At 59.5% G+C, this 19,441-nt stretch carries 10 protein-coding genes; 4 read left to right on the plus strand and 6 right to left on the minus strand.

Annotation, left to right across the window (positions count from 1 at the left end; translation table 11 throughout):
- Positions 1–7: 7 nt before the first annotated feature.
- Positions 8–1,375, minus strand: a complete 1,368-nt coding sequence (locus NAC44_RS18795) for an aminotransferase class I/II-fold pyridoxal phosphate-dependent enzyme (RefSeq protein WP_250943098.1) — start codon at positions 1,373–1,375, stop codon at positions 8–10.
- A 117-nt stretch (positions 1,376–1,492) separates the two neighbouring features.
- Positions 1,493–8,965 (minus strand): type I polyketide synthase, encoded by a 7,473-nt coding sequence (locus tag NAC44_RS18800; RefSeq protein WP_250943099.1) that lies wholly within the window; start codon positions 8,963–8,965, stop codon positions 1,493–1,495.
- 432 nt (positions 8,966–9,397) lie between these two features.
- Here NAC44_RS18800 and NAC44_RS18805 point away from each other — a divergent pair, with 432 nt between their 5' ends.
- From NAC44_RS18805 to NAC44_RS18815, 3 genes are all read left to right on the plus strand, one after another.
- Positions 9,398–10,579, plus strand: coding sequence for an MFS transporter (locus tag NAC44_RS18805; RefSeq protein WP_250943100.1), 1,182 nt, complete (start codon positions 9,398–9,400; stop codon positions 10,577–10,579).
- 45 nt (positions 10,580–10,624) lie between these two features.
- Positions 10,625–11,875, plus strand: a complete 1,251-nt coding sequence (gene ispG / locus NAC44_RS18810; protein ID WP_250943101.1) for a flavodoxin-dependent (E)-4-hydroxy-3-methylbut-2-enyl-diphosphate synthase — start codon at positions 10,625–10,627, stop codon at positions 11,873–11,875.
- A gap of 166 nt (positions 11,876–12,041) precedes the next feature.
- Complete coding sequence (locus tag NAC44_RS18815; protein WP_250943102.1) at positions 12,042–12,713, plus strand: YiaD family glycine zipper/OmpA-like lipoprotein; 672 nt, start codon at positions 12,042–12,044, stop codon at positions 12,711–12,713.
- Between the two features lie 104 nt (positions 12,714–12,817).
- On the opposite strand, the gene phbB is transcribed toward NAC44_RS18815, so the two are convergent.
- Together phbB and NAC44_RS18825 are read right to left on the minus strand one after the other, a co-directional pair.
- Positions 12,818–13,543 (minus strand): beta-ketoacyl-ACP reductase, encoded by a 726-nt coding sequence (phbB, locus tag NAC44_RS18820; RefSeq protein ID WP_250943103.1) that lies wholly within the window; start codon positions 13,541–13,543, stop codon positions 12,818–12,820.
- Between the two features lie 96 nt (positions 13,544–13,639).
- Positions 13,640–14,821, minus strand: a complete 1,182-nt coding sequence (locus tag NAC44_RS18825; protein ID WP_250943104.1) for an acetyl-CoA C-acetyltransferase — start codon at positions 14,819–14,821, stop codon at positions 13,640–13,642.
- Positions 14,822–15,209: 388 nt separating this feature from the next.
- Between NAC44_RS18825 and phaR the strand changes: the two genes are divergently transcribed.
- Positions 15,210–15,782, plus strand: coding sequence for a polyhydroxyalkanoate synthesis repressor PhaR (gene phaR, locus NAC44_RS18830; protein ID WP_250943105.1), 573 nt, complete (start codon positions 15,210–15,212; stop codon positions 15,780–15,782).
- On the opposite strand, the gene NAC44_RS18835 is transcribed toward phaR, so the two are convergent.
- Entirely contained in the window at positions 15,779–16,177 is a 399-nt protein-coding gene (locus NAC44_RS18835) for an RNA-binding S4 domain-containing protein (RefSeq protein WP_250943106.1), read from the minus strand. The genes phaR and NAC44_RS18835 overlap by 4 nt on opposite strands.
- Positions 16,178–16,181: 4 nt before the next feature.
- Positions 16,182–19,340 (minus strand): helicase-related protein, encoded by a 3,159-nt coding sequence (locus tag NAC44_RS18840; RefSeq protein WP_250943186.1) that lies wholly within the window; start codon positions 19,338–19,340, stop codon positions 16,182–16,184.
- Positions 19,341–19,441: the final 101 nt, after the last annotated feature.

Genomic DNA, 19,441 nt, shown 5'->3' on the forward strand with positions numbered 1-19,441 from the left:
CCACACGTCAACGCGAGGCAAGCTGCATCAGCACTTTCTGGACATCCATGGAGGAAAAGCCGAAATTCTGCTCCTTGAGCCGGGTCAGAATGGCCACCACCTTCTCCACCGTACGACGGATCTGTGCTTCGTCATGCGCGGCGGTGATGAAAAACCTGAGCCGCGCCAGCCCCTCCGGCACCGCCGGATAGATGATCGGCAGTGCATTGACGCCGGCTTCGAACAGCTCATTCGAAGCCTGCACGGCTCTCAGCGAATCGGCAACAATCACCGGCACCACGGAAAAGCCTTCACTCAGACCCGTATCGAGGCCAAGGCCTCTAGCGTGCTCTAGAAAAACCTGACTGTTGCGGCGCAAATTCCGCACACGTTCAGGCTCCTGACGCAAGACCTTCAGGCTTTCAATGGCAGAGGCCGCCAGCACCGGCGCCAGACCGACGCTATAGACGAAACCGCCCGCCTGTGCCTTCAACAACGTGATCAGTGCCTGACTGCCGGCAATGTAACCGCCGCAGCTGCAGGCAGTTTTCGACAGGGTTCCCATCCAGATATCGACCTCGGACGGATCGATACCGAAATGCTCGAAACTGCCACACCCCTTTTCACCCAGCACGCCCAGCGAATGGGCCTCATCCATCATCAACCAGAAATTATATTTCTTTTTCAGCGCGACAAGGCCGGGCAGATCGGCGACATCGCCGTCCATGGAGAAGATCCCCTCGGAAACCACCAGAATCCGCTCGTGCTGGGGCCCGAGCGTCATCAAAATCCGCTCGAGATCGGCCATATCATTGTGTTTGAAAAAGCGACGATTGGCACCGGAAAGCTTGACCCCGGTCAGGCCGCTATTGTGCATGAACTCGTCATGGATGACGAGATCCTTCGGCCCCATCAGTGTGCTGATGGTGGTGACATTGGTCAGATAGCCGCTGACGAAGACAACGGCGGCCTCACTGCGATAAATGTCGGAAAGGGATGACTCAAGCTCGGCATGAATGGTGCGCTCTCCCGCCACCACCCGGCTGGCCGAGGCGGAAATGCCAAATTGACCGATGGTCTCGTTTGCAGCAGCCAGAATGCGTGGATCATGGTTCAGGCCGAGATAATCGTAAGAGGCGAAATTGTCGAGTTCACGCCCCTCGATCTGAGCAACCGCGCCGCTTGCCCCTTCATGGGCGCGGTAGAAGGGATTGGCCATGGCGAGCTCTTCGCTCGCCCGTTTCTGCATCATCACCTGCTTATACTCTGGCAAGTCATCAAAACCGATTTGACTGCGGCTTTCGCTAACCTGTGCCCGCAGGGCCCGACCGGTATCGACATTTTTCTGCATGCCTCTCATACGGGCCAGCAGATCCTGACGCTTGCTCTCATTCATACGGCATAATCCCTTTGCGCGCGTGATGATCAAACCGGACACGGACACAGGGCCGATTTGAACGTTCTCCCTCCTCCTCTTTGCTATTCAGCCTCCTCAGGCCGCATTTCCCGCCTCCTAGCCGCCGTGACGCCTGTGCAACTCCTCCATGATACGCACTTCCGCCGCGCTGTCATCCGCCTTGTCATCCAGACGACCGCGCAAACTGACCTTTTCATAGAGTTTGCGGGTGAGATCACCGACTGTGGCCTTGTCCGCCAGACTGCTGAGGGGAATATCGAAGCCGGTGCTCTGCTCGAAACTCGAGCCGAGTTCCACCGCCATCAGGCTGTCAAGGCCAATCTCCTTCAATACGCTGGTAAGGCCGATGCTTTCCTTCGGAATGCGCAGCGTATCGGCAATCACACCGGCCAGAACGTCGAAAAGCGCTTCCTGCCCTTCTGCCGGGCTTTTACCCTCGACCAATGCGACAAGATCGACACCATTTCCATCGCCTGAGCCGATCTGATGGCCAAGACGGCGGGCAATCACCTCGAACAGGCTTTCCTTCATCACGCCCAGCGATTGGGCGAGGGCCCAGTCAAATTCGCTGATCATCACCGTCGCCGCATCGACCGTGCCGTTATCGGCGGCAATGTAACGCTCGACGGCGGAAAGCGCCTCACGCGCCATCAAGGCCGTCTTGCCCAGACGCCGCCCGAGCTTTTCATTGACGACCGTGTTTCTGGCAAGATAACCGGCATCGGCAATCGCGCCAAAACCGATGGCCAGTCCCGGCAGACCGCTTTCGCGCCGCGCCCGCGCCAGACCTTCGAGGAAACCGTTGGCGGCAACATAATTGCCCTGACCCGGATTGCCGACAAAGGTGGTGGCGGAGGAAAACAGAATGAAATTGTCGAGACGGTCCTGACGTGTCAACCGGTCCAGCAGGCTGGCCCCCTTTGCCTTCACCTCGATAACCGGTCGGTTGCGCGCACGGTCGAGATTGGCAATCAGCGCGTCATCCAGCACCATGGCGGCATGCACCACGCTTTTCAGTGGCGCAACCGCCCGAAGCGCCGTGAGCAATCCGGAGAGATCCGTCTCATTCGTGACGTCACAGGCATGGATATGCACGTGCACGCCCTGTTTTGCCCAAAGCGCCGTCATGGCTTCGGTTTCATCGTCGGCCACACCACGCCGGGTGACAAGCGCAATGTGGCGCGCGCCCTGCTCCACCAGCCAGTTCGCGGTGGCCAGACCAAAGCCGCCAATGCCGCCGACGACAAGATGCATGCCTACGGGATCGACTTTCATCGTACCGGAAATCCGCTTTGCCACCATATCCCGGCCCTTGACCGGGGGTTTAACGACGATCTTGCCGATATGACCGGCATTCTGCATCAGCCGGAAGGCATCGCCGATTTCGTCATAGGCAAAGGCGCGGAAGGGCAGCGGTGTCAGCACGCCCGCTTCAAACAATGCGCCCACCTCACCGAGCAGGCGGCGTGACAGATCGGGATGCAGCACCAGCAACTGGTCGGCATCGATGCCGAAATAGCTGACATTGCGCCGGAAGGGACGAAGACCGATCTTGCTGTCGGCGTAATAATCGCGCTTGCCCAGTTCCAGGAAGCGTCCGAAGGGCTTGACCAGCGACAGGGTCTTTTCCATTGCCTCGCCGAAGAGCGAGTTGAGCGCCAGATCAACCCCTTCCCCATCCGTTACCGACAGGACATCGCCGACAAAGCCGAGCGAGCGGCTGTCGAACACATGCTCGACACCGAGCGCCTTGATAAACCGGCGCTTTTCCTCGGTTCCGGCGGTGGCGATCACCTTGGCACCGAAATGCTGCGCAATCTGGATGGCGGCAAGGCCAACCCCGCCCGCAGCACCATGGATGAGGATGGTTTCGCCTGGTCGCACCCGCGCGAGTTCATGAATGGCGTAATAGGCCGTGAGGAAGACCACCGGGATGGTGGCTGCCGCCACCGGATCGATGCCCTCAGGCAGTTTCGTCACCCCGGCCCGCTTGACCTTCACATGTGTGCCGAAGGCGGAAGCCGCAATCGCCATGACCTGATCGCCCACGGCAACATCGTCGATGGCAGACCCGACGGCGACGACCTCACCGGAAAATTCCATGCCAATCGAGGCCCCGGCAAAGCCGTCTTCCAGCGCCTCTTCCGGCAGAAGGCCCATGGCCCACATCACGTCGCGGAAATTCAGCCCCGTCGCGGCCGTCTTGACCAGAACATCATGCGCGCCGATGTCCGGCACCGGACAGCTTTCCCAGACGATACTGCCAACCTGGGAAGCGACGCGCTGGCGAATGACAGCCGCATCAAACGCCGTGACCGGCTCGACACACTGATCCGGCACCGCCCGGACCTCGCAGAGAAGGCCGGTCTCTGCCTCGATCAACCATTCATGGTTTTGAGACGGCTGAGCGAGCAGTCGCAGACCGCATTCCAGCATCACTTCAATGGCATTGTCGGCCGCACCCGGATCGACGACGCGAAGATCGAGCAGATCGAACTCATTGCGCAGCACGCGGGCAAAACGCCAGAGACCGGAATTGACCGGATGGCTGACACGCGCGGAAAGCCCAGCCTTGAGCGGCGCACCACCCGGCAGAACAAGGGCTATAGGGCAAGGCTTTGCCACACCGGCATCACCAAGCGCCAAAGCCAGCGCACTGAGCGAAAGAACCCGGTCCTGAAGCACAAGAGAACCGTCACCGTCCCGCTCCTGTTCCAGCGATTGCGGCAAGAGCCAGACAAAACCGCCATCAGCAGCAAAAGTCTCATCGCGCAGAAGTGCGGTAAAGGCGGCGCGATTCTCCTCTTCCTGACCGGTCAGGGTCAGCAGCCTGATTTCATCCACCGGCGACAGGGCGGCAAGCGCTGCCTCGATCCGCGACGGATCGATTGCCCCGTCATGAACAACAACGACGGGCCGCGCTTCAGGCATAATGACGTCAAATTCCGCCTCAAGCTTGCGGCCGCAGGCCGATACGGTCATGACCGGCCCACCTTCTCCGTCCTGTCTTGCAGCAGAGATACCGAGAAAACCGGCCTGATCGAGCAATCGCTGCCATTCTTCGCCATCGACCAATGTGCCGAGAGGAAAATCCTCGGAGACGGTGCGGTCGAACCATGTCTCTAAAAGGCCGAAAGCAAAATCCTGAAACAGGGAGGGGGCGGAGGCAACAGCGATGAACCGCCGGACCGAGAGCAGGGACCCATGCGTAAAACGGGCCAGCATGTCACCATCGATCAGGCTGGCAAGGTCCGCTGCAGCACTGACCACCGTATCGATGAAGGTCATGCCATCGAGACCTTTGCGGTCAACCACCTGCACAGCGGCATCGGCCTCAAACGCCAGTTCGAGATTGCGGCGAAGACCAGCATCCGGCTCACAAATCACCAGACGCCCGCCGCGCGCACGGATGAGTGCGGCAAGCTTGCGGCTGAAATGCACCGACACAGCACCAAGCTCCAGCCAGAAGGGGGCCGAAACGGGCGAATCATCGCCAATCAGGCTGTTGGCTGCGTCGAGGAGCCGCTCCATCCGCGCCGAAGCAAGCGGAGAATGAACGGCAAAATGCTCAAGCGTTGCCTCACCGACCAGACCGGACCAGAGATCGGCACCATTCAGCCCGCCGTCCACGGCCTGTAGCCTGGCATCAAGGGCGGAATACACATCGTTGATCATTACCAGCTCGACGGTCCGTGCGGGAAAATCGCGGTAAAGTTCGCCGATCAGCTCGGACACGGGCGGCAGACCCGCATCAGGCTCCAGACGCCAGCATCCATCTTCGGCAACAGCCAGACCGGCATCACTCAGGAGATGAAGGCCGTTGACGAGAAACCGGCGAAGCTGTCTCTCCGCAGGCAACCTGCCGGAGCGCACACAGACATCAGGGTCGGCCAGCCGCAGCGCCAGCCCATGCAGCGCACTCAAGACCGCAGCCTGCAAGAGCACGCTGGCCGTATCAGGCTCCACATCGCCGTCGGCGAAAAGACCGGGCGGCAAAAACAGCTCACTGTCGCGCAACAGCGGCAAGGCCACCGTCTCATAGCGATAGGCAAGACTTTCGAGCGGTTTGTGCTGTTTCAGATAGGTGCGGCGGAAGCGACCGCCGCGCAGGCTGGCAATCAGGCTGCCATCCTCGGCAAAGAGGGTAAAATGGGCCTTGATCGAGCTTTCACTCACCCGCTCGATCTCGATGACCGCCCGATGCACGGCAAGACCGAGGCACGCGGTGCGGATCATGGCGAAGCCAACCGGAATATAGGGCGCACCGCCGCGCTCGCCGCTTAAACGGTCGAACAGCGCCACCAGCCCATGGAACATGGCATCGACCGACATCGGATTGAGATTATAGCCGAGCAACGGATGGGCGGGGGAGGCGGCTGGCTTCAGCACGACCTCAAGCCAGTGGTCGCCATGGCAGACGGCCCGTTCCAGCAACTGGAAATGCGGGCCGTAATCGAGACCGAAATGGCGTGCCGTGCGATAGGCGCTTTCGGCATCGACCACGGCGGTCGGTGCGGGCAGATCGTTCAGAACCGTGGCCGGCGCTTCGGTTGCGGTCAGCCGGCGCAACCGGCCCATGGCATGCAGCGTCCAGTCATCCTCGCTCAGCCGCTCACGCGACAGAATGCGGATATCGCCGGTCTCACGGGAAATCTCTGTCGACAGTTCCAGAATATGGCTGTCGCTCAATTCCAGCGGACGCAGGATATCGAGATTGGCCAGCTCCAGCCGGTCGGTGCCGAAAAGGTCCTGTCCTGCCGAGAGTGCTATTTCGATAAAGCCGCTGCCGGGCAGGATCGCCCTGCCATCGACCACATGCTCGCCCAGATCGGGAAAGAGCCGGGCATCGACATGGTTTTTCCAGTGCGTCCCGTTCATATCGACCCGCCAGCCATTCAACCGGTAGGCGTTACGGGCAAAACGGCCATAAAGATCGACCCGGTCGCTGGTCGGCTCCGGCCTGAGCTCGAGATGCGAAAACGGCAGACCCGGCAGGCGGATCTCGGCCCGACGCGGTCCGAACACCGCCGATGCATCGACCCTTGCGCCATGGGCTATGGCGCGCGCCAGTGCCTGTGCCACCGGATCGATCCCATCTGGGGCCTGATCCCGGTTCAGGGTGGCGATGGTGGTGACGGACTGACCCGCATGCTGCGCGGTTTCACCCACATAATTGCCGAGAATGGCGCGGGGCGAAATTTCGACGAAGACCGAGCATTCCAGGGCAAGCGCCGTCTCCGTCGCCTGCCGGAAACGAACCGGGCAACGCACATTCTGCCACCAGTAATCCGCTGTCAGCGCCTGACCGTCGAAAACCTCACCCGTCACCGTGGAAATGAACGGCAAAACCGCCGGGCGCGGGGCAATCACCGGTGGATCGGCAAAAAATCCATCCTGCGCCATATCGATCAGCGGGTGATGGAAGGGATAATCGATATCGAGAACCTGGGCAGGAATACGCCGCTTGCGCGCCTCGTCGCGAACAGCCTGAACCGCCTCGCGCGGGCCTGAAACAGTGACCGAGCCTAGCGCGTTGATCGCCGCGATCGCCACATCATCGAGAGCAAGCTCGCCGATCAGCACTGCGGCATCGGCTTCGCCAAGCTTCAAGGCCGCCATGGTGCCGGAACCCGCCAGCACTGCCTGATGCTGCGAGCGCTTGGCGATGACGGCGACAGCGTCATCCAGTGTCAGCGCACCGGCGCAATAAGCCGCCGCCACCTCACCGACGGAATGACCGAACACCGCATCCGGGGTCAACCCCTTTGCCTTCAGCGCATCGGTCAGCGCCACCTGAACGGCAAACAGCAGCGGCTGGGCAAGCCGCGTATCCTTGAGCCTGGCCTCAAGGGCCGGATCTGTCAGGGCATCTTTCAGCGAGATCGGCGAAAACCGGCTGAAAGAGGCCGCGACGTGATCGAAACTCTGGCGGAAAACCGGATTGGCACGGTAGGCGTCGAGACCCATTCCCGCCCATTGCGCGCCATTGCCGGCAAAGACAAAGGCCAGCTTTGCATTTAACGTCAGCGCTGTTCCGATTTCACCACCGCTCTTTCCAGTTTCACGCCGCTCGGCCACGGCCCTGATCACGGCCTCCGTCGGACCGGAGGCGACAAAACGATGTTTCAGAGCGGCACGATTGGCTGCAGCGGCAGAGATGATACCGGCAGCAGCCTGCGGATCTGTCCTGAACGCCGCATCATAGGCTTCGACCAGCGCCGTCAGGCTTTCCTGCGTATGGGCACTGATCATAAAGACCGGCTCATGCGAGGAGGCCGGCGCAAGGCGTGACACCGGTTCGGGATCGGCAATCACCACATGGGCATTGGCGCCACCGAAACCGAAGGAATTGACACCCGCCCGTCTTGCCGTCTTCCCACGCGGCAGCGGCACCGGCTGCGCAGCAACCTTGACATTCAGCCCTTCAAAATCGATCGCATCATTCGGTTCATCGAAATGCAGCGATGGGGGCAGAAGATCGTGCTCCAGCGCCAGCATCGCCTTCATCAGCCCCAGCAGTCCCGAAGCCGGTTCGGCATGGCCTATATTGGTCTTGATCGATCCGATCAGGATCGGCTCTTTACGGCGCTGGCCAATGACTGTGCCGAGCGACCAGACCTCGGCCGGGTCGCCCACCTTGGTTCCCGTGCCATGGCCTTCGATGAAGGCGAGACTGTCGGGATCAATGCCATTGCCGTCGTAAACCGCACGCAACAACGTCGCCTGCGCCTCTTTCGACGGCAGAGAAATACCGTTGGTGCGGCCTGCCGCATTGATACCGCTGGCGAGGATCGTCGCATGGCTGCGGTCGCCTTCCCTCAACGCCCTGTCCCGGCTTCTGAGAACCAGCGACACCGCGCCTTCGGCGCGCACATAGCCGATGCCGTCATTGGAATAAGCCTTGCACAGCCCGTCTATCGAGAGCATCCGCGCCTGGGCGAAACCGACGAAGGGCAAAGGATGCACCAGCACATTGACGCCCGCGACGATTGCCGTATCGACAAGACCGGCCTCGATAGCCCGCACGGCATGATCGAGGGCAACCAGTGAGGAGGAACAAGCGGTATCGACCGTGAGGCTTGGTCCATTCAGGCCGAAGACATGGGAAATGCGGTTGGAGACCACCGACAGCGTATTGCCGGTCATAAAATGCGGGCCGGGCCCGGCCGGGTCCTCTGCCGCCAGATTGGCATGATCGAGACTGGACGCGCCGACATAGACGGCGACATTCTCGCCATGAAGGCTTTCGGCAGGAATATTGGCGTCTTCCAGCGCCCGCCAGGTCAGTTCCAGCAGAATGCGCTGCTGCGGGTCCATGAAGGCCGCTTCGCGCTGCGACATGCCGAACAGCGCCGGATCAAAGCAGTAAATATCATCAAGAACGCCGGCTGCCAGCGTATAATATTTTCCGGCAATACCGATCTCGGGATGCCAATAGCGGGCAATATCCCATCGATCCTGCGGCAGGGTTGTTACCGTGCACCGTCCCTGGCTGAGCACTGAAAACAGCTCATCCGTCGAATTCGCTCCAGGCGCGACACAGGCGCGGCCAATAATCTCAACTGCCATCAATCGTCCAAGTCTCTATCGCCAATAAGCCCCTGTCCCCATAACCCACAATGTCCTTACGGAAGGCCAGCGGATGCGTCAATCTCACACGTCGCGACCGCCCCGAACAAGAAACGGCAATGTCGACGCAATCAAGGCTTCAGATGCATTTTACAGACATTGAAACCGTCAACCAGATACCAATGATCGTTGCTCAACGCCGTCCCGTCGCTTGTCCGATGTAAGAAAGACAATGGCACAACATCGTTCCAGTCTGTTCCCTGGTCTTTTCCAATTCACTCGTGATTTGAGACGGTTAAGAAAAGTTATTCATACCCTGTCCTCTTCTCTGGTCTTTTTAAATCGATTTAATATCATTTTCACAATAGATAGGGCCCGATTTGCAAAAGTCGAAGCCGATGATGTTTGCCATGTCATGAAAGGGTTTGTCGGATGCGGGCTATCGTCACCAAAGAGCGGGCTGCCGTCTCTCTGCTCTTCCTGATGAACGGCACCATGGCCGGATGCTGGGCGGTGAAAGTGCCGCAATTTTCCAGTGCCCTGTCGCTTTCCGAATTCGAACTGGGACTGATGATCCTCACCCTGGGGCTGGGCTCAATTGTCTTCATGCCGATTGCCGGGGCCAGCATTTCCCGTTTCGGGTCGCGTGCCGTCGCGCTTGCGACCTCGCTTATGTTTGTGCCGATGCTGCTTGTGTTGACGCTTGCGCCCAATGTCATGACGGCCGTGCCCGCAATCTTCCTGTTTGGCGGCTTCATGGGCGCAATGGATGTGGCGATGAACGCCAATGCGGTTGAAACAGAAACCCATATGGGCCGGGCGATCATGTCCTCCTGTCATGCGTTCTGGAGCCTTGGCGGTCTGGCCGGTGCAGGACTGGGCGGCTGGTTGTTGACCATCAGCACTCCCATCCTCCATGCTCTGGTGTCGACCTTTCTTGCCGCCGCGCTCTTGTTGCTCGCCTGGCCCTATCTTTATCGAGACGCGCCTCACCACCACTCAGACCACACGCCGCGATCAGGATTGCCACGAACAGCCGCCCCCTGGCTTCTTGGGATAATCGCCCTGTTTTCCATGATCCCGGAAGGCAGCGTTCTGGACTGGAGCGCCCTTTATCTTCGCAAAGAGCTTCACACGGATGTGGCCGCATCCGGCCTTGCCTATGCCGGGTTTTCGCTCACCATGGCGCTCATGCGCTTTGCCGGAGATCATTTGCGCGACCGGCTCGGCGCCATACTGATCCTCAGGCTGAGCGCTGCCATCGCAATGAGCGGTCTGCTCCTTGCCGGCTTTGCCGCTGGCCCTCTCATGGCAATCGCCGGTTTTGCCCTGATGGGCATCGGCATTGCCAATCTGGTTCCGATTGCCTTTTCGGCTGCGGGCAAGCTGCCCGGTTTGGCGCCCGGCATCGGGCTATCGGTGGTGACGACCATGGGCTATTGCGGCATCCTCATTGCTCCCTCCCTGATCGGCTTCATCGCCAGCCATGCATCGCTCGGACTGGTGTTCAAGGCCCTGCCTGTGCTGCTGGTCGTGGTTCTGCTGCTTTCAGGGCAGGCCCGCCATGCCGATCGACAGGACGAAGACCGTCACGCAGTTGACATTGAAGCATGATTGATCCACCTGAAAAGCATGTTTTCATAGAGTGAGATCGGTTCCATGGCCTCCCCTCAAGACTTCGATCCGAAACCGCGCCGTGCCTCTGTTGCCGTCGATGTCGGCGGTGTGATCGTCGGCGGCGGCGCCCCGGTTGTGGTGCAATCCATGACCAACACCGACACCGCCGATATCGACGCCACGGTCAAGCAGGTCGCCGACCTCTACAAGGCGGGCTCGGAAATCGTGCGCATCACCGTCGACCGGGATGAAAGTGCCGCTGCTGTGCCGAAAATCCGCGAGCGTCTTCTGCGGCTTGGCCTCGACGTGCCGCTGGTCGGCGATTTTCACTATATCGGCCACAAGCTGCTGGCCGATCATCCGGCCTGTGCCGAGGCGCTGGCGAAATATCGCATCAATCCCGGCAATGTCGGCTTCAAGGACAAGAAGGACAAGCAGTTCGCCGAGATCGTCGAAATGGCGATCCGTTACGACAAGCCGGTGCGCATCGGCGTCAACTGGGGCTCGCTCGATCAGGATCTGCTGACCCGGTTGATGGATGACAATCAGGACAAGGGCTCGCCGCTATCGGCCCGTCAGGTCATGCATGAGGCCATCTGTCAGTCGGCGCTTCTGTCGGCCGAGCTTGCCGAAGAGATCGGCCTTGCCCGCAACCGCATCATTCTCTCGGCCAAGGTCAGTCAGGTTCAGGACCTGATCGCCGTCTATTCCATGCTGTCGGAACGCTCCGATCATGCGCTTCATCTCGGGCTGACCGAAGCGGGCATGGGCACCAAGGGCATCGTCGCCTCCTCCGCCGCCATGGGCTATGTGCTGCAACAGGGCATCGGCGACACAATTCGCGTGTCCCTGACGCCCGAGCCGGGCGGCGACCGCACCCGTGAAGTGCAGGTGGCGCAGGAACTGTTGCAGGTCATGGGTTTCCGGCAATTCGTACCGGTCGTGGCCGCCTGCCCCGGCTGCGGCCGCACCACCTCAACCGTCTTTCAGGAGCTGGCGCAGAAAATCCAGAGCGACATCCGCAAGAACATGCCGGTCTGGCGGGAAAAATATCCCGGTGTCGAAGGGCTCAATGTCGCGGTCATGGGCTGTATCGTCAACGGGCCGGGTGAGAGCAAACATGCCGATATCGGCATTTCACTGCCCGGCACCGGCGAAAGCCCGTCCGCGCCCGTTTTTATTGACGGAAAAAAGGAAATGACTCTGCGCGGACCAAGGATCGCCGAAGAGTTTGAAGCACTGGTAATTGATTATATTGAAAAACGATATGGTCAAAAATCAGCGGCGGAATAAGCAATCGTAAGGCTTTTCTTCATATTGCCGCAATTGCTATGTTGAGCGGAAGCGTTCTCTTTGAAAATCAGGAACAGGTTTTTCGGGGACGACAAACGGAAAAATGAATCTGAAGTCTGCAAGGAGCCTGCTAGACTTCTGGGGACGATCACGGAGCTTGAGCCTGATGCTGAAACGATTCGCAATTCTTGCGCTTGCCGCCACTTTTCTGAGCGCCTGCACAACAACAAATCCTTATACGGGCGAACAACAGATGTCGAATACCTCCGGTGGCGCCCTCATCGGCGCTGGCCTCGGCGCACTTGGCGGATTTGCTCTGTCCGGTGGTCACGGTGGCGTTGCACGGCGTAATGCCGCACTGATCGGTGCTGGCATCGGCGCACTGGCCGGTGGTGCTATTGGCAACTATATGGACAATCAGGAAGCTGAACTGCGCGCCCAACTGCAAGGCACCGGCGTTTCCGTTACCCGTCAGGGCGACCGCATCATCCTGAACATGCCGTCCAACATCACCTTCCCGACCGATCAGGCCCAGGTTCTGCCGCCCTTCTATGCGACGCTCAATTCCGTGGCCATCGTCTTGCGGAAGTTCAACAAGACCCTGATCGACGTCAACGGCTACACCGACTCGACCGGCAGCCTAGCCCACAATCAGGACCTATCGCAGCGCCGCGCCGATGCTGTGACCAATTATCTCGCGCAGCAAGGCGTCGATCCACGTCGTATGTCCTCCATGGGCTTCGGTCCCAGCCAGCCGATCGCCAGCAATGCAACCCCGGAAGGGCGCGCCCAGAACCGCCGCGTCGAAGTGTCGATTTCTCCGCTCAGGGCACAGTGATCGACTGTTCCAAGTCCGACAAAATACAAAGCGCCGCTTTCGCGGCGCTTTTTTATACATGAGAGATAACAGCAAACCTGTTTTGCCATTACCTGAACATTCAATCACACGAAAAACTGCGCGCCATTGGCCGAAATGGTCGAACCGGTGATGAAACCGGCCTCATCTGCCGCGAGGAACAGAACAACGCGCGCGATTTCTTCCGGCTCGCCCAGACGACCGACCGGGATTTGCGGCAGAATGCGCTCGTTGAGCACTTTTTCCGGAATGGCCTTGACCATTTCTGTGGCGATATAGCCGGGGCAAATGGCGTTGACGGTGATGTTTTTCGCTGCCCCTTCCTGCGCCAGGGCCTTGGTGAAGCCGAGATCGCCTGCTTTCGCTGCAGAATAGTTCACCTGCCCCATCTGACCCTTCTGGCCGTTGATCGAGGAAATATTGATGATGCGGCCAAAACTGCGGTCACGCATGCCGGTCCAGACCGGATGGGTCATGTTGAACATGCCGGTCAGATTGGTGCTGATCACCTCATTCCACTGCTCCGGCGTCATCTTGTGGAACATCGCGTCACGGGTAATCCCGGCATTGTTGACCAGAATCTCGACCGGACCCAAAGCCTTCTCAACCTCGGCAATGCCTTCGACACAGGCTTTGTAAGAAGACACATCCCACTTGAACACGGGAATGCCCGTGACGGCTTCAAAGGCCTTGGCCTTTTCATCATTGCCCGCGTAATTGGCGGCGACCTTGTATCCTGCCGATTTCAGCGCAACAGAAATAGCCTCCCCGATACCGCGCGTTCCCCCCGTTACCAATGCAACCCTGCTCATGCCGGTATTTCCTCTTGTTCAGCTTATGTTTTAAATATCAAGCATTTGCGCCCCCTTTCACGGGAGCGCTGCCGTTTTGATCACAATCAGCCGCGGTTAAAGTGCTTCCAGGCACATGGCAACGCCCATGCCACCGCCGATGCAAAGAGTCGCCAGCCCCTTCTTGACGCCGCGGCGTTTCATTTCAAACAGAAGCGTGTTGAGGACACGCGCACCGGACGCGCCAACCGGATGACCGATAGCAATCGCGCCGCCATTGACATTGACGATGGCGGGATCCCAGCCGAGATCCTTGTTGACGGCGCAGGCCTGCGCGGCAAAGGCTTCATTGGCCTCGACAAGATCGAGATCGTTGATCGACCAGCCCGCCTTTTCCAGCGCCTTGCGCGAAGCCGGGATCGGGCCCGTGCCCATGATCTTCGGATCGACACCCGCCGTCGCCCAGGAGGCGATACGAGCCAGCGGCTGAATATTGCGGCGAACGGCTTCAGCTTCGCTCATCAGCAAAGCCGCGGCCGCACCGTCATTGATGCCGGAGGCATTGCCCGCCGTGACCGTGCCTTCCTTGTCGAAGGCGGGTTTCAGCTTGGCCATGCCGTCCATCGTCGCACCGGCGCGGATATATTCATCGGCATCAACCGTCACGTCGCCTTTGCGCCCGGCAATGACGAAGGGAATGATTTCATCCTTGAACTTGCCAGCCGCCTGGGCGGCCTCTGCCTTGTTCTGCGAAGCGACGGCAAATGCATCCTGCTCCTCACGGGTCAACTGCCACTGACGGGCAATATTTTCCGCAGTAACACCCATGTGATAGCCATAAAACGCATCCGTCAGGCCATCCTTGATCATGGTATCGATCATCTTCATGTCGCCCATTTTGACGCCAGCGCGCAGATGGGCGCAATGGGGCGCAAGCGACATGGATTCCTGCCCGCCAGCAACGACAATGGCGGCATCGCCGGTGACGATCTGCTGCATGCCAAGCGCCACGGCCCTGAGGCCCGAGCCGCAAAGCTGGTTCATGCCCCAGGCGGTCTTTTCCTGCGGCACTCCAGCCTTCATCGCCGCCTGCCGGGCCGGATTCTGGCCCTGGCCTGCCGTGAGGATCTGGCCGAGGATCACCTCATCCACATCGGCGGCTTCAACATTGGCCCGTTCCAGAACGGCCTTGATAACAGCGGCGCCAAGATCATGCGCGGGAACGGTGGCAAACGCACCGTTGAACGATCCGACAGCGGTTCGAGCAGCGCTGGCGATAACGATGGATGGGGAACTCATGGGATACCTCCTCGGGCCTTGTCTTTATACGCCGGAGACTGACAAAGCTTCCTGAAGAAGTCAAATGCCGTCGACGGGGGAATTCAGGCGGGAGTTGTATCGACAACCACTTTATCTTTCATCCCTCAAACAGCAGGGGGAAATACGATATTTGGGCCAGCACTTTATTTTTTTTGCGACGCCCTGCCTTCCCGCAAAAAGCGGGGCAGGGCTCACATAGCTGAAAATATATCTTCACTCATGGCCGCGGTCGGTATGCCCGACGCAGCCAAGCAAGCGGGCTCTGTCGCGGCGATGCACAAAGAGATTGTCACGCCGCGTCATTTGCGATTACACTCACATTCGGGAAGAGCAATAATAAAAACATGATCCGGGTCAGGAGACTGAAATGGCTAAAGCCGAAGGCGAAATCGTCATCAAGAAATATGCCAACCGCCGCCTCTACAACACAGGAACCAGCACCTATGTGACGCTGGAGGATCTGGCGAAAATGGTAAAGAAGGGCGAGGATTTCGTCGTTCAGGACGCCAAAAGCGGCGAAGACATCACCCATTCGGTGCTGACACAAATCATCTTTGAACAGGAAGCCAAGACGAGCAATACATTGCTGCCGATCTCCGTCCTGCGTCAGTTGATCGGCTTTTACGGCGATCAGATGCAGATGGTGGTGCCGAGCTTTCTCGAACATTCGATGAAGTCCTTTGCCGAGCAGCAGAGCCAGATGCGCGAACAGATGACCCGCGCATTCGGAGAAACTCCCTTCGGCAAAAATCTTCAGGGGCCGATGCAGCTTATGGAGGAGCAGGTCAAGCGCAACACGGAAATGTTCCAGAAGGCCATGCAGATGTTTTCGCCCTTCAACGCCGCACAGGAGCAGCCTGCAAAGCGTACGGAAGCCAAGGACATTGAAGAGCTGAAAGAACAGCTGCGCAATCTCCAGAGCAAACTCGACAAGCTTTAATCACTTTCAAAAAGCCGATCGATCTGGCGGCGTTCACGCTTGGTCGGTCGGCCCGAGCCGGGCTGACGTTGTGCCTGTTCAAAAGCCGTGAGCTTTTCCCGTTCGGCCTCAGGCGGTGACTGATCCTCATAAAGAAGACGGGCTTCCTCATAAGGGCCTCGCCTCGTCCCGGTCAGTTTGACGATCAGCACCAGATCGCGATGGGCAAGGCTGATCTCCACCTTATCACCGCTGCGCACAGAAGCGCTCGGCTGGCGCGCAGGCTTGCCATTGATGCGGACAAGGCCTGCGGCAATCTGCTCCTGCGCCAGCGTGCGTGATTTGGAAATGCGAGCAAAAAACAGCCACTTGTCGATCCGTTGGACAAGATTTGTCTGTGGCTGTCTTTCGTCCATCGCGTTACTTCTTCATCTGCTCCTTCAGCGCAGCCAGCTTGGCGAAGGGGCTGTCCGGATCAATCGGCTTTTCCTTGCGCGGCGGCTTGGACTCGAAACGCTGCGGCTGATTGTTGTGCCGGTTGTCACGGTCCTTGCGCGGTCCACGCTCCTCCCGATCCCGTCCACCCTCACGTTGTGCATCACGGTCGCGCGGCTTGCCACGATGGCCATCCTCGCGACGGCGCTCGTCACGATCCTTGGAACGATCACCACGATTGCCCTCAGGTCGGCTGTCGCTGCGCTGCTGGCCGCTCTGGTCGGCGCGTTGGCCGCCATGGCGACGCTCACCGGCAGGCCGTTCGCCCTGTGCCCTGTCACCATGCTGACGGCCCTGGCGCGGATTTTCATTACGTCCGCCCGGACGCCACAACAGAACCGGCTTGACCTCAACCGGCTGGGCTTCAGCCAGAAGCTCGGTCGCGGCAAGAGCGGACTGATCCGCATGGCTCTCTCCGTTCAGAGCGGGAGTATCACTGACGGCAGAATCTGCCTCGATCTGTTCTGCAGCAGGCCGGTCAGCGGCTTCCTTCTCTTCAGCAGTCGCGTCATCCGAAAGCCTGTCTTCGGCATCCTTGTCAGCCGTATCAGCAGTGCCGACCGGCGTTTCGGCTTGATGATCTCCAGCCGGAGCCGGTTGTGCGGCAGGCTGATCACTCTTGTCCTGTGCCGCCAGGAAAGCCTGTGCCTCTTCCGCCTTCACCGCATCGGCCCGATAGCCGAGACCCTTGAGGATTTCCTCCATATCATCCGGCGTTGCGCCGAGAATGGACAGCATGGCCGTCGTCGTGGTGAAGCGGCGGCCATCATAGGCGCCTTCAGGACGCGGCGTGGTGCCCGGCTTCCACTGGGTCAGCGGACGAATGATATCGGCCAGACGCTCGAGAATGTCGATGCGCACGGCGCGCTTGCCAAGGAAACGGAAACCGGCCAGCTTGTAGAACATCCGCTCGAAAGCCGGATCGGTGACCACCGAGGTGCGACCTGCCGCCAGGATCGGGATCAGATCGCCGTAGCCAGTCTTGTCCATGCCGTCATTTTTCAGCGCCCAGAGGAGCGTGATCAGTTCAGCCGGAGCAGGTTTCAGCAGGGCAGGCATGAAAATATGGTAAGCACCGAAACGCACCCCATAGCGCCGCATCGAGGCGCGGGCATCCTGATCAAGCGTTTTTACATCCTCGGCGACATCACGGCGGAAGAGAACGCCAAGATTTTCAACAAGCTGGAAAGCCAGCCCCTTGGCCATGCCCTGCAGATCTTCGGCGCGGGAAAGATCGTCCAGCGGCTTCAGAACGGTGGAAATATGATGATTGACGTAACGCTCGATGCGGGCGACGACGTGGTCACGGGCATTGCTGCTCAGCTGTTCGTCCGCCAAAAGAATGACGCGCGGATGCAGGATATGATCAGCACCCACAAGCTTTGCCACCGGATCGCCCAGCCAGCGCAGCGTGCCATCCGAGCCCAGCGCCAGATCGCCATTGCCGGAGGCGTGCAACCTTGCCGCGCGAGCTTCGAATTCAAGACCCAGCGCCTTGTGCGCCGCCGCTTCCACGGCCTTGGCATCCGGCCCTTCCGCGCCGGAAATCGGCGTAAACCGGAATCCGGTAAGTTGGCCCACATGATGTCCTTCGACGAAGACATCACCGTTCACACTGATTTCAGCTTCCAGCATCGCATTCTCTCTCAAGCGCTTCATGAGCACAGATGTCCTGCGATCAACAAAGCGTTTCGTCAACCTATCATGTAACGCATCGGACAATCGATCCTCGATTTCCCGCGTCTTTTCTTGCCAGTGTGTCGGATCGGCAAGCCAGCCTGGCCGGTTCGATACATAGGTCCAAGTTCGGATTTGCGCAATGCGCGCGGAGAGTGTGTCGATCTCTCCGTCCGTTCTGTCAGCCCGCCGTACCTGTTCGGCCATGAAATTTTCGTTCACCGTACCGTATCGTACGAGGTCGGAATAGAGGCTCAGGATCAGATCGGCATGTTGCGCCGGGGTTATCCGCCGATAATCGGGCAGAGCGCAGGCATCCCACAACAGTGAAACCCGTTCCGGACGGCTGGCAAGATCCTGAACTTCCGGATAACGCGCCAATGCTTCCAGCGCCTGCTGGTCGATGGCGGGCAGGGCGCGCACCAGCCCTGGAACCCGCGGGCCGGCATCAAGACTGCGCAAGAGCGCGGCAATCGAGGAAAAATCGAAGGTGGCAGTGCGCCATTGCAGCACCTTGAGAGGATCGAACTGATGGGTTTCGAGCCGCTCGACCAGCTCGGCATCGAAGGGATCGACCCGGCCTGTGACACCGAATGTGCCGTCTTTCAGATGACGACCGGCGCGACCGGCAATCTGGCCCAGTTCGCCGGGATTGAGATTGCGGAACTGATATCCGTCGAATTTGCGGTCCTGGGCAAAGGCGACGTGATCGACATCGAGATTAAGCCCCATGCCGATGGCGTCGGTAGCGACCAGATATTCAACATCGCCGGACTGATAGAGCCCGACCTGAGCATTGCGCGTGCGGGGGCTGAGCGCCCCGAGCACAACCGCTGCGCCGCCACGCTGGCGCCGGATCAGTTCGGCAATGGCGTAAACCTCATCGGCGGAAAAGGCGACGATAGCGGAGCGCTGCGGCAGGCGGGTGATCTTCTTCTCACCGGCATAAAAAAGCTGCGACAGGCGCGGTCGCTCCACCACCGTAATACCGGGTAGGAGCTGTTGCAGGATCGGCTTCATCGTTGCCGAACCGAGCAGCAGCGTTTCCTCCCGCCCGCGCAGATGCAGCAATCGGTCCGTGAAAATATGGCCACGCTCCAGATCGCCAGCAAGCTGGATCTCGTCGATGGCAACAAACGCCGCCTTGGTCTCGCGCGGCATGGCCTCGACAGTGCAGACGAAATAGCGGGCATTGGGGGGAGAGATCTTTTCCTCACCCGTCACCAGCGCGACATGGGAAGCCCCCACACGCTCGACAAGCCGCGTATAAACTTCGCGCGCCAGCAGCCTGAGCGGCAGGCCGATCATGCCGGAGCCATGGGCAATCATCCGCTCGATAGCGTAATGGGTCTTGCCGGTATTGGTCGGCCCCAGCACGGCAACCACGCTGCGACCGCTCAGGATCATGGCTTGCGACGTCAATTCAACGCTCCGGACTGCAGATTGGAGAAGAAGACACCAGACCGTGACGTCGTCCTGCCCCGCAATGTCTGGCGAAACGACCGGAG

Source organism: Allorhizobium sonneratiae, from assembly GCF_023700755.1.
GTDB classification, from domain to species: domain Bacteria; phylum Pseudomonadota; class Alphaproteobacteria; order Rhizobiales; family Rhizobiaceae; genus Allorhizobium; species Allorhizobium sonneratiae.

What these genes read in the sequence shown, in the direction of transcription:
- NAC44_RS18795 (WP_250943098.1), bottom strand. Translation starts at nt 1,375, where the DNA reads ATGAATGAGAGCAAGCGTCAGGATCTGCTGGCCCGTATGAGAGGCATG.
- NAC44_RS18800 (WP_250943099.1), bottom strand. Translation starts at nt 8,965, where the DNA reads ATGGCAGTTGAGATTATTGGCCGCGCCTGTGTCGCGCCTGGAGCGAAT.
- NAC44_RS18805 (WP_250943100.1), top strand. Translation starts at nt 9,398, where the DNA reads ATGCGGGCTATCGTCACCAAAGAGCGGGCTGCCGTCTCTCTGCTCTTC.
- ispG (WP_250943101.1), top strand. Translation starts at nt 10,625, where the DNA reads ATGGCCTCCCCTCAAGACTTCGATCCGAAACCGCGCCGTGCCTCTGTT.
- NAC44_RS18815 (WP_250943102.1), top strand. Translation starts at nt 12,042, where the DNA reads ATGCTGAAACGATTCGCAATTCTTGCGCTTGCCGCCACTTTTCTGAGC.
- phbB (WP_250943103.1), bottom strand. Translation starts at nt 13,543, where the DNA reads ATGAGCAGGGTTGCATTGGTAACGGGGGGAACGCGCGGTATCGGGGAG.
- NAC44_RS18825 (WP_250943104.1), bottom strand. Translation starts at nt 14,821, where the DNA reads ATGAGTTCCCCATCCATCGTTATCGCCAGCGCTGCTCGAACCGCTGTC.
- phaR (WP_250943105.1), top strand. Translation starts at nt 15,210, where the DNA reads ATGGCTAAAGCCGAAGGCGAAATCGTCATCAAGAAATATGCCAACCGC.
- NAC44_RS18835 (WP_250943106.1), bottom strand. Translation starts at nt 16,177, where the DNA reads ATGGACGAAAGACAGCCACAGACAAATCTTGTCCAACGGATCGACAAG.
- NAC44_RS18840 (WP_250943186.1), bottom strand. Translation starts at nt 19,340, where the DNA reads ATGATCCTGAGCGGTCGCAGCGTGGTTGCCGTGCTGGGGCCGACCAAT.